Below are 14,671 nucleotides of genomic sequence, written 5' to 3' on the forward strand. Positions count from 1 at the left end.
CGCGGCACACACGGCACGGCCGGAGGCACGGCGCCCTCAGTGGTGCATCGCGCTCATCGTGCTCATGCGCTGCAGCGCGCGGATGCGCGCGACCGCCGGCTGGTCCGCCACCACGTTCTGGTAGAGCTTCGCGAGATCGGCCTTGAGCGCCGTGCGCGAAGCGCCGTCGAGATACACCATGTGTCCCGACGGGTAAAAGCGCGCGCTCAGGTTATTGCGCACCTTCTGGTCGACGAGCGGCATCTTTTGCAGATCGATCACGGTCTGGTAGAACGGCGTGACGAAATCGTAGTAGCCGTTCGCGGAGAGCACGCGCAAATCCGGATTCAGCGCCATCACCGCAGCGAGGTCGCCGGCCGTATAGAGCACGATGTTGCCCTGCGCATCGACGCCCTTTTGCGCGCCCGTCGGGTCGATGTGACCAAAGTTCCAGTTCTTGAACGCCTGGTCGTTGAGGTCCGTGAACGACGAGTTGCTGCGGAACTTGAGCTGCTCGTTCAGGTAGCTGTTCCACATGGCCGTGTACACCCCGCTCACCGCCGTCATGGTGGGGTCGTTGCCGCCCGAATTCGGGTCGATGTTGCCCGCAATGCCCGTGTCGATCGCGGTTACGCGGCCGTCGTACGCCCCAAGCGCCACGCCCTTGTCCTTGAGCAGCGTCGTGAGAAACAGCGAGTTGCCGCGGCTGTCATAGGCGGCGATGTCGAGATTCCAGGACTCGAGCGTTTGTGTGTCGATGCCCGTGAATTGCGAAAGTTTCTTGAGCGTAGCGGGAATCGCCGGATTTTTCGGATCGGGGAATTTTTCCAGCGCCACCCGGTAGTCCGTGCGCGCGAACTGCGCCACCTGGGCCACGAACGTCTGCAGGTCCCTGGGCGCCGCGCCCAGGCGCTTGTGATACCACGCGTCGGCCGCCGCCGTGGGCAGCGCGCCAACCGGATTGCCGCTTTGCGTGTAGTCGAGAATCGAAGACTGCAAGGTGATGCCGTTCAGGTCCACGCCGTCTTCGTGAAGGCGATACGCGAGCACGCAACTGCGCGCCGTGCCATACGATTCTCCGAAAAGAAACTTGGGGGAATTCCAGCGGTCGTTGGCGCTCAGGTAGCGCTTGATGAACTGCTTGAGCGAGTCCGCGTCCTGGTCCACGCCCCAGAAGTCGCGATTGTGATGCGGCGCGATGGCCGCCGAATAGCCCGTCCCCACCGGATTGACGAAAACCAGGTCGCTCTTGTCGAGCAGGCTGTCCGGGTTGTCTTCGAGCGTATACGGCGCGGGCGGCGTGAAGCCCGGCATGGAGGTCTTGATGCGCTTGGGGGCGAACGAACCGAGCAGCACGAACACCGAGGAAGAACCCGGGCCGCCGTTGTAGAAGAACGTGACGGGACGCTCCTGAGCCTGCACGCCGTCCTTCGTGAACGCCACGTAGAAGATCTTGGCATTCGGCTGCGAGCTGCTCGGATCCACCGTGACGAGATGGCCCGCGGTCGCGGTATAGGTAATCGCCTCGCCGCCGATCTGGATTGCATGGTGCGTGATCGCGGCATTCTCGGTCATGTCGGTCACGAAATCGTCGGGACCGTTGCCGTAGGCGGTGGGATCGAAGCACGGCTGGTCGTTCGGGCTGAGGTGCTTGCCGTTGCCGCCGCCGCTTTTACCACCGCTTTTACCGCCGTTGGATTGAGCCTCGTCGTTCATATCGTCTCCTTGCTCAAGGTGCCGTGCGCTGGCTCCCGATGCTACGCCGAGCCGAGCGCGGCTGCCACCTTGCTGCCCACGGGCGTGCCGAGCCCCGTGCATGCGTCCCAGCCGGGCCTCGCCGAGTAGTCGCCATTGCTGCCGCTCGTGATGTCGTTGAACGCGCCGGGCTGCGCGTAGAGCTTCGCGTTGACGAAGCCCGCCGCCTTGCCGCTGCCCGCGTTGATGCGCGCGACGAGCGCGGCCCATAGCGGCGCGACGGCGCTCGTGCCGCCCACCACGGTATCCATCCCGCCGATATGCACCTCGTAGCCCGTGGCGGGATCCGCGTCGGCGGCCACGTCGGGCACGCCGCGCCGCCCGAGCGCGAGCGCCGCGCCGCTGCCGCGCGCGACCTTCAAGCCCTTCTGCCACGCCGGCAACGCGAACGTCGCGCTCACGCCGCCGCCGGTCGCGCCGTTTTCATCCATCGCTGCGTTCCCGCCGCCGCCCCACACCGTCTCGCGCGCGATCCGGCCGTTCGCAGCGGCGAGCTGCGTGCCGCCGCAGCCGAGCGCGTAAGGACTGGAGGCGGGAAAATCGACATGATCGGCGCCATCGCCCACACCGTCCGACGAGCCGCTGTCGCCCGACGCGCAGCACACCGTCACGCCCAGCGCCACGGCGGTCTGCAGCGCGTCGTTGAGCGCGCCCAGCGTCTGCTGCGACCACACCGATTCGGGCGCGCCCCAACTGATCGAAATGACCGATGCCTTGCGCTGGCTGTCGTGCAGGGCCGCGCTCACCGCGTCGACGAAACCGGCTTCGCTGTTCGGCGCGAAGTAGACGGCAAGCAGCGCCCCGGGCGCGAGCGCGCCGGCGATCTCCACGTCGAGCGTGACTTCGCCATCGGGGCCACTGGGGTCGCCGCTCGGCGCGTTGGTCGCCTGATCCACCGACACGGCCTCCACGCGCGGCGGCGTCACGCCCAGGGCGCTGAAATAGGCATCGAGGTCCGACTGCGCATAGCCGCCGCCCATTTCGATCAGCGCGATGCATTGGCCCTTGCCGTCGCCAGCCGGAAAGTCGTAGAGCTCCGCGAGTTGCAGCGGCGTGAATGAACGGCTCACCGCGCGCGCGGGGCGGATCGGCGCATGCACGGGACCGCCAGACCCGCTGCCCGTGTCGAGCGGTTGCCCGGCTTTCGCCGCGGTGGTGTCGGGGGGTGTCGCCGGGTTTGTAGCCGGGTTTGGCGCTGGGTTTGGCAACTCGATTCGGAAGTGCGGCTGCACCTTGGCGCGACTGTCGAGGCCGACGACCGCCGTGACGATCTCATGCAGGTCAACGGGAAGACGCACGGGGCCGGTGGGCTGGCGAAAGTGCTGCTTGAGCTTGCCGACCTGATGTTCGAAGCGCTGCAAATCCACGCCGAACGCGGCGTTGTACTGTTGCACCGACCCGGAAAGCACGACGCGACGCGCGCCGGAATCGATCTTCACGACCGCCAGGCCATGCGCCTTCGCGAACGCCTCCACGCGCGCGACATCGGCGGCGGCCGCACTGAAGCGCTGCTCGTATTGCTCGCGCGAGATCGGCTGTGCGCCGGGCGCATCCGAGGCGATCCGCTCGACCAGCTCGCGAAACGCGTGCTCGTCCTGGCGGCGCAAAATCATGACGACATTGAAATGTTCCGCGGGATCGCACGCACCGACGCATTGCGCGCCGGCTGGCACCGGATGTTCACTGCCTGCGCCGGGATCTGATACAGGATGCCTGGTCATGGCCGGATCTCCTCGATGAGCACGTAGCCGTTCGCGTTCGGACACGCAATTGATGATGCGAGTTCCACGCGCCGCGCGAAGCGCAAATGCCCATGGCCGATGTACCGATGCATCGCGCATCGTTCCACGGCGGGCCGAATATACACGCGCGACGCGCATTCGAAATGCGGTTGAGTCGAGCATGCCGCGTGCCCATCGTTACGGGTTAGCGCATCATTGCCCTCGAGTTCGATATTTCCTTAGCCTTCCTTACCGTCCAGTCGCGGGCTCCAGAGCCATCCCGCATAGCGCCCGCAGTACACGGCAAACGCCAGGATCCAGCAAGCTCCAGAAATATCGATAGCCATGAGCGTCTGCTGCGGCCAGAGCGCCGGCACCAGCACACGCACGATCGCGGCGAGCACGAGCAAGCCGTAGCAGGCGATTTCGGCGCGCCCCGCGACCAGCGGCCGGCCCGTATGGCCACGCGCCGTGCGCGTGATCATCGCCACGATGGCGCAACCGACCGCGCCCACGGTGAACGCATGGATCGCGAGCGAATGCCCGACGACGCCCATCGCCGCGAGCGCGAGCAGCATGAAGCCGAGCGGGATCCACGCATAGGCGATGTGCAGGATCGTGAGAATCGGCCGGTTGCCGACGCGCCACGAGCGCCAGCCGAACAGCCGCAGGCCTTGCGCACAGGCAGCGAGCGCGGCGGCAACGGCAATCGCGGGGCCAGGCGCGCCGAAGCCGTCGAGCACGAACGCGAGCGCGGTCAACGGCACCACCACCGCTTCGACGAAGCGCCAGCGCCGGAATGCGAAACCTGGAACGGCGTTGACGGTAAAGGACGGAATGATGCGCCCGCCGATGACGGTGACGAACATCACCAGCAATCCGACCGCAACGTATGCGCTATGCAAGGCCCAGTTGGGGTGCTCCGTGATGGCGGCCAGATGAAAGACCAGGTTGGTCAGCGCGAGCAGTCCCAACGCGACGGGCAGAAAGACATTGTGGCGGTTCTTCGCGTGCACGAGCACGCGCAGCAGCACGAGCGCGCAAACGGGCAGAAATGCCACGTCGACGACCATGGCGACGGCCGGCGGCGCGTACCCCACGGCCACCCGCCCGGCAAGCCACAACAGCCACAACGCCGCGAGCGACTTGCCCTGCGCCGGCGTAACGGAGGTCCACGCCCGCACCGCGGTCAACAGAAAACCCGCCACGATGGCCGCGGCGAACCCGAAAATCATTTCATGGACATGCCACAGCATGCCCGGCAGATACGGATGCAGATTCGGCAGAGGATGTCCGTCGAGTTCGGCCACCCACGCCAGCATGGCTGCGGTGCCAAAGAGCGCGCCGCCCAGATAGAACGGACGAAAGCCGAGCGCCCATAGCGCAAAGCCGCGCCGCGCGCGCGCGGGCGGCTCACCGGTCTGGTACAGATTCATGTTTGCTCTCCGGCCATAAGATGTATTTTTATTGCATCTTATACGCGTCAGGGCTTCAGTGCTTATGTGGCATTTGCCCGCAGCCCGCCGGAAAGCGTGCTTGCATGCGAAATCCGCGAAAAATCCGCGCGAAGTCCGCTCAAACGCACGCAAAAAAAGCACGCTGCGCATCAACGCGCGCAGCGTGCTTCACGTGCTTCACTTCAATAAGGATCGCTAACGTCAGGCCGCTGCGGCCAGTGCCTGCGGCAGATGATTCTGCAAATAGGCCTCGAACTCGTCCTTCACTTCGGGGTGGCGCAGTGCGAATTCAACGGTCGCCTTCAGATAGCCAATCTTGCTCCCGCAATCGAAACGCGTACCCATGTAGCGATACGCGAGCACCTGCTCTTCCGTGAGGAGCGATTGCAGCGCATCGGTGAGCTGCAACTCGCCGCCCGCGCCCGGCTTGAGTGCGCGCAGATGATTGAAGATCGTCGGCATCAGCACGTAGCGGCCGACCACGCCGAGATTCGACGGCGCGAGTTCCGGCGCGGGCTTTTCCACGATGCCCGATAGCTTGAACACATCCTCTTCCCACTCGCGGCCGTCCACGATGCCATACGAAGCGCTGTTTTCGCGCGCGATGGCTTCCACGCCCACCACCGAGCTGTGATAGTGGTTGAAGGTGTCCACGAGCTGACGCATGACCGGCTTGGGGCTATAGAGCAGGTCGTCGGCGAGAATCACGGCGAACGGCTGGCCGCCCACGAGCTTTTCGGCGCACATGACCGCGTGGCCAAGGCCCAGCGCTTCAGCCTGGCGCACGTAGAAGCAGTCCACATTGCTCGGCTTGATGCTGCGCACCAGATCGAGCAGCTTCTGCTTGTTGCGCGCTTCGAGCTCGGCTTCGATCTCGTAGGACTTGTCGAAATGATCTTCAATCGCGCGCTTGCTGCGGCCGGTCACGAAAATCATTTCGGTGATCCCCGCAGCAATCGCCTCTTCCACCGCGTATTGAATGAGCGGCTTGTCGACGATCGGCAGCATTTCCTTGGGGCTAGCCTTGGTGGCGGGCAAAAAGCGCGTACCGAGGCCCGCAACAGGAAATACCGCTTTGGTAACTTTGAGCATGATGTTCATTCCCACTTCGATCGTTTGAGTAACGGTCTCGCAGCAAGGCAAGCCGGCGTCCCCGAGGGGTCCATTGGGCAGTTTTTATTTTCAAAAGGGTCGGGTCCGTCTGATATTGAAAAAAGACGGAATTCCGATTGCGACGGCATTGCGACAGCCAAGCAGACCAGCGGAAATTATTGCCTGATTGATTACCTTGCGCCCCGGATAATCGGCATGAATTTCCTGATCCGGTTTCGATCGGCAAGCAAGCAGATTTTCAATCTGGCTTGCCATCGCGGCGCAATGCAGATAGTGCATTTCCGCGCAGCTTACTCGACTTCGTCAGCGGGCGGCAAGCCGCCCGATTGCGTGCGCGAACGCCGGATAGGCTCATTGCGCAGCGCCTCGCGATACGCCGACACCGCGACGAGAATCAACAGCACGGCAATGCCGGCCAGCAAATGCAGGTTCATCGAAATCTCCATCGACCTAAGGCGATCCCCATTAAATTAGCATTTCAAATCACACAAATAAATCGCTTTCTCGTTACAAGGTTTTATTTCTCCATTTCGGCGTGATTACGAATTTTTTGCGTCGCTCAAGTGATTGCCCTGAATAATTTTTGAAAAACTTTCGCATAATTTCCCTGTGCAACGCTCCTATGATCGCCGGATAACCTCCCACCTCTCCCATCACCACGCACGCCACGCCCCAATGAGCGATCCCGCACTACAAACCGTTCAGCCGCCAGCAACCGCCATGCCTGCTGCGCGGCCCGCCGCAGCCGCAGCCGTCCCGGGGGATCACCTGATCGACGCGCTGCGCGGCTTCGCCGCCCTGCTGGTGGCGTATTTTCATTGCCGCCAGGTCACCTGGATCGGCATGGGCGCCTTCCATCAGACCCACGCGAGCCTCGCGAGTCCCGGCACGATCGCCGCGTGGCTCACGTTGCCCATTGCATGGGGGTCGGCCGGTGTGCCGATCTTTTTCGTCATCAGCGGCTATTGCATTCATCGCAGCGGCGCGGCGCGATTGCTGAAGAACCCCGGTTTCCGGCTCGACGCCGGGCAATTCTGGCTGCGCCGCTTCGTGCGGATCTATCCGGTACTGCTCGCGGCGCTCGTGCTCACCTTCGTGGCCGATTCGTTCAGCCTCACGATGACGCCCGTGAGCCACAAGATTCTCGACATCGGGCCGCGCGCGTTCCTCGTCAACCTGTTCTCGCTCCAGGGCGTGGCGGGCCCGACCTACGGCTCGAACGGCGCACTGTGGACGCTCTCGCTCGAAGTGCAGTTCTACCTGCTCTATCCGCTGCTTTTCGCCGTGCGCCGCCGCGTCGGACTCAATGCGGTGCTGGTCGGCATCGCCGCCATCAACGTGGTTTCCGCGCTCACGCTCGCACCGCACGACATCGTTTTCTTCACGTCGTACTGGTTCTCGTGGATCCTCGGCGCGTGGATTGCCGAAGCGCGTCTGCGCGGCTCGGCAGGCTTTCGCTTCGCCTATGTGGCTGCGGCCGTCCTCGCCGTGGCGGGCTGCGTGGCGTTCCACTTCGGCCAGTACGGCGCGTTCCAGCTCTGGGCCTGCGCATTCGCCTGCTATCTCGTGAAGGCGCTCGCACGGCCCGCCGCAAAGGGCGGCGTGCTCATGCAGGCATTCTCGAAGCTCGGCGCCTTCAGCTATTCGCTCTACCTGATCCATCTGCCGCTTTTCGTGCTGCTCGGCTCACTGTTGTTCCGCTCGGCCTTGCAGACCTCGATCTGGGCTTCGTTCGGCTTCACGCTCGCCGTGCTGCCCGTCGCGTGGGTTTTCTATCGTCTCTTCGAACTGCCCGCGCTCAACGTCGCGGCACGCCTGCGCAAGCGGGCTGCATAGGCGGGCTGCATAGGCGGGCTGCATAAGTGGGCGACATAAGCGGGCTGTCCCCGGACATTCAGACTCGAAAAAAATAGCGGGGCCACCTGCGTGGCCCCGCTTTCGCCGTCCCGATGCAACGGCTCCTCGCTTATTCCGAAGGTTTTATCGCGCGCGCGTCACGACGCCATCGAGCACGCGCCCGACCGCTTCCACATATTGCTCCTTGCCGAAGCGCTCGCGCGCCACGGCAAGACCGTTCTGCGCGAGCCTCTCGCGCAGCGTCTCGTCATCGCACAGCGCGGCAATCGTCTTCGCAAGCTCCCTGGCGTCGCCCGGCGTGCAGAGCAGCCCGCTCTTGCCGTGCTCGACGATCTCCTTCACGCCGCCGTCGCGCGAGGCCACCACGGGCCGCTGCGCGAGCATGCCTTCCACCACGACGCGGCCAAACGGCTCCGGCGTGATGGACGTATGCGCGATCACGTCCATCGCGCGCATGCAGGCCGCGATGTCGTGCCGGAAGCCGAGGAAATGGACACGGTCGGCGAGGCCGCGCGCGGCCACGAATTCGCGCAGTTCCTGTGCGTAGGCATCCTCTCCAAACAGCGGCGCACCGACTAACACGGCGTGCGCACGCGGTTCGAGCAGGAGCGCTTCGAGCAACACGTGCTGCCCCTTCCAGCGGGCGAGCCGGCTGAATGCGCCGACCAGAAATGCGTCCTGCGGCAAGCCGATCTGCGCGCGCAACTGCGCCTGCGGCACGCGCGCGAGCGCGCGGAACGGCGATTCGTCGACACCGTTATGCACGACGTCGATGCGCCGCGCGTCGAACTTCGTAAGTTCCGCGAAGACCTGCGCGGAAGCGTGCGAGTTTGCGATCACGTGCGCGAGGCCGAGCTTCGCGCAGCCCTTGATGACGGCGCGCTGCACGCGGCCGAAGTGCTCGTCGCTCACGATATCGCGCAGATGCCAGACCACCGGCTTGCGCGCGAGCTTGCCCGCCAGCACGCCAATCACCATCGCGCGCTGCGTGTTGGCATAGAGCACGTCGGCGCCACGCGCGCGGCGGCGCGTCTCGCGCACGAGCGCGGCAATGCCCGCGAGCACCCCGAGCTTGGGCACGGCTGCGCCATCGCGGCGCACGTTGCGCAATGCGCCGGAATCGAGCACATCGACGCGCGCGCCCGCGGCGTCGAGCGCCTCGCGAAACGGACCATCGTTGAACAGCAGCACTTCGATGCGTGCGCGCAAGCCCTTCACCACTTCCAGCAGCGAAAGCTCCGCGCCACCGAGCACGCCGCTCTGGTCGATCGCCAGCACACGAGGCGCGTTTGGCTGCGCTTGCTGTGCCGCATCTTGCGCGGCGCGCCCGCCTTCGTCGTCGTCGCCCTCGCGCGTGCTGGGCGCGTTGCGTCCATCAGGCGCGCCAGCACGCGGCAGCCCGGCTTGGGCGATGGCCGGCACGGCCCGCGCCACGCGCGCAAAGAATTGCTCGCGGAAATGCGTCGCGGAAAAACGCTCGGCATTCGCGCGGCAATCCTCCGCGCGAAAACGCGCTGGATCGAGTTCGAACGATTCGACCGCCGCGATGATGGACTCGGCACGCTGCTCGTCGAAGAACAGCCCCGTGGGCTGCGAGCCCGAATCGCGCACGGTTTCGAGCGCACCGCCCTTGCCGTAGGCGATCACGGGCGTGCCGCACGCCTGCGCTTCCACGACCGAAATGCCGAAGTCCTCCTCGGCCGCGAACACGAATGCCTTCGCACGACGCATGCGGTCATGCAGCACCGAAAACGGCTGATACCCCATCACCTCGACGTTCGGGCCAGCCTTCGCGCGCACCTTCTGCATGTCGGGACCATCGCCGATCACGACGAGGCGCTTCTCCGGCATGCGCGAGAACGCCTCGACGATGAGGTCGATCTTCTTGTACGGCACGAGCCGCGACGCGGTCAGATAAAAATCATCCTTGCGCGTCTCGAGCGCGAACGCATCGACGTCGACGGGCGGATACACCACCTCGGCCTCGCGCTGATACACCTTGTGAATGCGTCGCGCGATGAACGACGAGTTCGCCACGAACTGATCGACCGAATTCGCCGTGCGCACGTCCCAGTTGCGGATGTAGTGAAGAATCAGGCGCGCGAGCATCGACTTCGGCCCGCGCGTGAGATGCGACTCCTGCAAATACTGGTGCTGGAGATCCCACGCATAGCGGATCGGCGAATGCACATAGCTGATGTGGAACTGGTCGGGACCGGTCAGCACGCCCTTGGCCACCGCGTGCGAGCTGGAAATGACCACGTCGTAGTCCGAAACATCGAGCTGCTCGATGGCGAGCGGCATGAGCGGCAGCCAGGCGCGGTACTTCGTGCGCGCCTTGGGCAGGCGCTGGATGAATGAAGTCGTCGCGCGCTTGCCGCGCAGGAACTTGCGGTCCTTCTCCTCGACGAAATCGACCACCGAGAAGAGGTCCGCGTCGGGAAAGCAGTCGATGATCTGCTCGAGCACGCGCTCGGCGCCCGCGTAGGTGACGAGCCAGTCGTGCACGATCGCCACGCGCGGCTTGCGCTTCGCGGCGCTGGTGGGACGTGCGGGGTGCGCGAGGTGTACGTCGGGCAGCGGACGCAGCGCGCTCACTGCGCTCACCGTGGATGCGCCACGGGCATCAGTGTGGGTATCGAGGCGAACATCGGTGTAAACATCGCGCCGTTGAACGGGCGCGGCGGCGCTTTCGGACGGCGCCACGTCGTCGATCAGTTCATGACTCATGCGCTTTTCCGTAGATTCAGACGAAACAAAAGGGAACGGGCGTAGCCGCGCAGCAGCGGTGTGGTCGCTACCGACCACACGCAGTTGGCCAGCGCCAGCACGACGCCCGCGCCGATCGCGTAGATCGCATCGGGCAGCCACCACGCAAGAGCGAGCGCGGCGGCAAGAAAGCTCAGGTGTGCAAACATGTCGACCACGATCGTGCGGCTGTGAATGCGCGAGAGCCACAGCAGCACGACATAGTCAAAGAGTGCGCGGAACAGCACTGCCGCTGCGGCGCCGGGCAGGCCGAAGCGCGCAATGCCGAGCCACAGCAGCGCCGCGTAGAGCGGCAGTTCGACGAGGCCCACGCGCGCCGCGGCGGCGGGATTGTTCTGCGACTGGATCAGGATGCGCGTGACGCCCGCCTGCCCGATCAGCCAGACCGCGATGATCAGGAAGCGGCCAACCGGCGCGCCATGCCCGGCGATCACGGGGCCCACCCACACACGCAGGAAAGGCTCGAGCACCACGATCGCGCCAATCGCGATGGGCGTGAAAACCGCGTTGAGAAATTGCAGCGATTGCGCCGCGATTTCATCGGCATGCTCGCGGTGCAGCGCGGACAGGCGCGGGAACAGCGTGCGCACGAGCGCGTTGGGCACCATGTTCAGGCGCGTGACGAGGTTCTGCGGCACCGTGTAATAGGTAACGAAGCGCGCGCCCAGGCCCGCGCCCAGCATCATGCGGTCGAGCGAATCGGCCACCATCGTCGTGACGCTCGCGACCAGCATCCAGCCGCCGAAATTGAACAGCGCCTTCGAGGTGTCGAAGCGCGGCCCGCGCAGATGCTTGATGCCGAGCACGCGCAGCGCCGAGTGGCCGAGCAGCAAGCCCGCGAAAAGGCGCGCCAGCACGGCGGCGGCCAGCACGGTCTGCAGGTTCGGCCCGATGAGCCACGCGGCGCCCAGCGGCAGCAACTGGAACAGGAACGTGCCCAGCGTCTGGTTCGTGTTGTAAATGCCGAAGCGCTCCGCACCGTTGATGGCGCCCGCGAACACCCACGAGACGTTCGCGATGGGAATCGCAACCGCGAGCCATGGCAGCGCGAGATAGACCTCGTGACGCAGCTCGGGCGTCACGTGCGTGAAGTACGCGGTATAGAGCGCGCCGCCCGAGTAGATCAGCAGCCCGCCAATCGCACCGGTGATGAAGTTGAGCCAGAACGCGCTCCAGAATACGCGCTCGCACGCTTCGGCGTCCTTCGATGCATAGGCCTTCGAAATATGATTCTGCGCGGCCATGCTCATGCCCAGATCGAGCACGCTGAAATAGCCGATCAGCGTCCACACGAGCGCGATCACGCCGTAACGGTCGACGCCCAGCAGCTTGATATAAGTGGGCACCGTGACCAGCGACACGAAGGTCGGCAGCACGAGGCCAAACAGATTGATCGCGACGTTGCGCAGTATGCCTTTATCCATATGTGTTCCGGTAGCGTGCGGCGCGGCGTGAGAATGCGGGCCCTCACATGGAGGGCTCCGGAGCGGACCCTCAGGCCGGCTTCCAGCGGTACATCATCACTTTGCCGCGCGCATCTTCTTCAACGAAGATCAGGTATTCGCCGTTGGGCTGACGGTTTGCGGTAATGCCGAAGGGCACGTCCACCCAGCCCGAGGTATTGCCGACTTCCGCGCCTGGACCGAACGTGCCGATCTCCTTCGCGCTGTCTTTGTCGTACACGTGGACGTTGCCCGCGGGCTCGACCACGAACACGTACTGCCCTTCCACGGTGACGCCCGCAGGGGTGACGGGCGGCTTCGCCTTGGGATCCCAGGGCAGATGCAGCAGATAGCGTTGCTGCGGGTTGCCGCTCGACCACTTGTCGTAGCGCACGAGCACGCGGCCCGCCTCCTTCACGAAGCCCGGGTCATGCGGCGAGTCGGCGGTGTAGCCCGCGACGTAAAGCGTGTCGGTCTTCGGCTCGTAGATCGCGCGATGCACCTCGGTAAAAGGCGCGGGCATCTCGTACTGATCGATCTTGTCGTAGGAGTAGATCGGGTTGCCCTTCGCATCAATGCCGCCGAAGCGAAAACGCGTAATGCCCTTGTTGTCGCGCGCGCGCCAGATATCGCCGCGCGTATCGATCCACCAGCCCCAGCCGCCGGCCAGGTGGCCACGGCCCGAATACCGGGTGAACTCGTCGGCGTCGAACGCGCCGTTGCCGTTCGTATCGCGCCAGATCCAGTCGCCGCCCGGCGGCGCGTTCGAAATGTGCTGCACCGGCCGCGCCCGCCCGGCGATGAAGCCCGAGGGAATCGCGGTCTCGCCGTCGCGCTGCGGATCGAAGCGATAGATCTTCAGGTGATCCGCATACATGTCGGTGAGATAAAGGAACGTGCGACCGTTCAACTGGCGCGCGGTGGGCAGGCCCGGCCACATGTCGCCGGTAAATACCGGGTCTTGCGGATACCTGAATCGATTGGAGAGGAACCCTACGTATTTCCAGTCCTGCCCAGGCGGCTTCGACAGATCGAGCTCGAAGCGCTTGTTGCCGGTATAGACGCTATTGGGCCGCGACGGGTCCACCCACGCGCCGTCCACGAACAGCAGCCCTTCCAGGTTCCAGAGACGCTTGCCGGCCGGCGTATAGCTTTCGAGGGTTGCGCCCAGCCCCGCGCCAATAGTGCCGTGGCGCGGACCGATGCCGTTGGTCGACACGTAGATGTTGCCCTTCGCGTCTGTGCCCACGCCGGTCAGGCCGTTGAAGCGGCCCGGCCCCGGCCGGCCCGCAGCGCTCGGCGGGCCGGAGAAAATGCCGCCGCGCTCGCCGAGCGTGCCGCTCTGCTTGTAGCCATTGCCTTCGCGCGAGTAAATGAGGATCTGCTGGCGCGGGCCATTGTCCGCGACCAGCACGCGCTGCTGCGGATCCACGTTCAGGTCCACGGGCACCGAGTCGGCGGGCAACTCGATCGTGCTGGAAAGCGGCTTGCCTTCCGCGGAATAGTGCGCGATGCGCGGCGTCTGGCCGGTCACGCTGTCCGTGATCACCCATAGCGAACCATCGCCCGCAACCGCGATCTTGCCCGGCTCGTGCACGTCGAATTGCGACTTGCGCTGCATCGAGTTCGCGTCGTACACCTCGATGCGGTTGGCCGTGGTGTGGCTCACGTAGAGCAATGAATCGGTGGCCGCGAGTCCGCCCACGTCGGCCGGCGCGTCCAGGTCAGGATGCGAGACGGCCGGCATGTCGGCGATCTTGAGGAACGCGCCCGCTAGCTGCGCGTGCGGATTGACCGGATCGGGCGAGGCCTGGAAGGCCGCCGCGCGCTTCGGCTCATCGATCGGCCGGCGCGTGACGCCGTACCACTGGCGCCCCTTCTCGGGCCAGACGCCAGGCCCGACCAGACGCCCACGCTCATTGCCCACGGCCACGGCCGCATACAGAAAGCGGTGGTTCACAGCCACGGCGTTGCCGCCGTATCCGCCCCAGCCATGCGTGCCGCCCGCAAAGCCGAGCGCCTTGCCATCCTGATACGCGCTGATTTCAGCGCCGCTCTCGTCCCATGGCGCGTCCGTGTAGACCTTGCCCTCCGGCGTCACGGCGATGGCGGTGATGTTGATCTGGGTCCACGTACCCTGGCCGTTGCCGTACGTGTTGCCGATCCACGATGTCGTCACATTGAGTTGCGGCGCGGCGAGGGTCTGTACCGAAGAGGTGCAGACGAACGCACTGAGTGCTGCGAGCGCCAGCGTCCTGCGCATACGGCGGTCGGGAATCGGAAACGGCAAGGCAATTCCTCCGGTCGGGTGAATCCGTCTGGATCATGCCGTACATTCACGAAGAAAAATCGCCCCACAAAAAGCGAAAATAATTCAAAAAAATTCAGTATTCGCCCCGCCTGACGGCGCACAGGCGAAATAAATCGCCGCGCGGAGCGCCAAGCCCCGTGCGGCGGGCACGGCACGATCTTGTCCCGATTTCGGAAAGGAAACAGAAACGAAACTGCAACGAAATCTTCGCAATGGCGAATTCGCAGTGAGACGCATATTCAGCCAATCAAATCGCTTTCATTTTAA

9 protein-coding genes are annotated in these 14,671 nt (G+C 64.7%); 1 reads left to right on the forward strand and 8 read right to left on the reverse strand.

Annotated features, from left to right (window positions below; translation table 11 throughout):
- Positions 1-36: 36 nt before the first annotated feature.
- The 5 genes from L5014_RS04300 to L5014_RS04320 all read right to left on the reverse strand — a co-directional run bounded on the left by L5014_RS04300 (position 37) and on the right by L5014_RS04320 (position 6,459).
- Complete coding sequence (locus L5014_RS04300) at positions 37-1,695, reverse strand: S10 family peptidase (protein WP_238462330.1); 1,659 nt, start codon at positions 1,693-1,695, stop codon at positions 37-39.
- A 41-nt stretch (positions 1,696-1,736) separates the two neighbouring features.
- Positions 1,737-3,455, reverse strand: coding sequence for a S53 family peptidase (locus tag L5014_RS04305; RefSeq protein WP_238462331.1), 1,719 nt, complete (start codon positions 3,453-3,455; stop codon positions 1,737-1,739).
- Positions 3,456-3,694: 239 nt separating this feature from the next.
- Entirely contained in the window at positions 3,695-4,891 is a 1,197-nt protein-coding gene (locus L5014_RS04310) for an NnrS family protein (protein WP_238462332.1), read from the reverse strand.
- A gap of 222 nt (positions 4,892-5,113) precedes the next feature.
- The gene (galU, locus tag L5014_RS04315) at positions 5,114-6,004 is read right to left on the reverse strand and encodes a UTP--glucose-1-phosphate uridylyltransferase GalU (RefSeq protein ID WP_238462333.1); all 891 of its coding nucleotides are present in this window, start codon (positions 6,002-6,004) and stop codon (positions 5,114-5,116) included.
- A gap of 311 nt (positions 6,005-6,315) precedes the next feature.
- Positions 6,316-6,459, reverse strand: a complete 144-nt coding sequence (locus L5014_RS04320) for a hypothetical protein (protein ID WP_238462334.1) — start codon at positions 6,457-6,459, stop codon at positions 6,316-6,318.
- 241 nt (positions 6,460-6,700) lie between these two features.
- Here L5014_RS04320 and L5014_RS04325 point away from each other — a divergent pair, with 241 nt between their 5' ends.
- Positions 6,701-7,861: an acyltransferase family protein gene (locus tag L5014_RS04325; RefSeq protein ID WP_420800010.1), complete on the forward strand. Its 1,161-nt coding sequence runs from the start codon at positions 6,701-6,703 to the stop codon at positions 7,859-7,861.
- A gap of 144 nt (positions 7,862-8,005) precedes the next feature.
- On the opposite strand, the gene L5014_RS04330 is transcribed toward L5014_RS04325, so the two are convergent.
- The 3 genes from L5014_RS04330 to L5014_RS04340 form a co-directional block, all read right to left on the reverse strand.
- Positions 8,006-10,612 carry a glycosyltransferase family 4 protein gene (locus L5014_RS04330; RefSeq protein WP_238462335.1) on the reverse strand — a complete coding sequence of 869 codons (2,607 nt, stop codon included), beginning with the start codon at positions 10,610-10,612 and terminating at the stop codon, positions 8,006-8,008.
- Positions 10,609-12,075 (reverse strand): flippase, encoded by a 1,467-nt coding sequence (locus L5014_RS04335; RefSeq protein WP_238462336.1) that lies wholly within the window; start codon positions 12,073-12,075, stop codon positions 10,609-10,611. The genes L5014_RS04330 and L5014_RS04335 overlap by 4 nt, the downstream gene beginning before the upstream one ends.
- A 70-nt stretch (positions 12,076-12,145) precedes the next feature.
- A complete protein-coding gene (locus L5014_RS04340; protein WP_238462508.1) occupies positions 12,146-14,356 on the reverse strand; it encodes an NHL repeat-containing protein in 2,211 nt (736 codons plus the stop codon).
- Between the last annotated feature and the right edge of the window lie 315 nt (positions 14,357-14,671).

It is taken from the genome of Paraburkholderia tagetis, assembly GCF_022213065.1.
Taxonomy (GTDB): Bacteria; Pseudomonadota; Gammaproteobacteria; order Burkholderiales; family Burkholderiaceae; genus Paraburkholderia; species Paraburkholderia tagetis.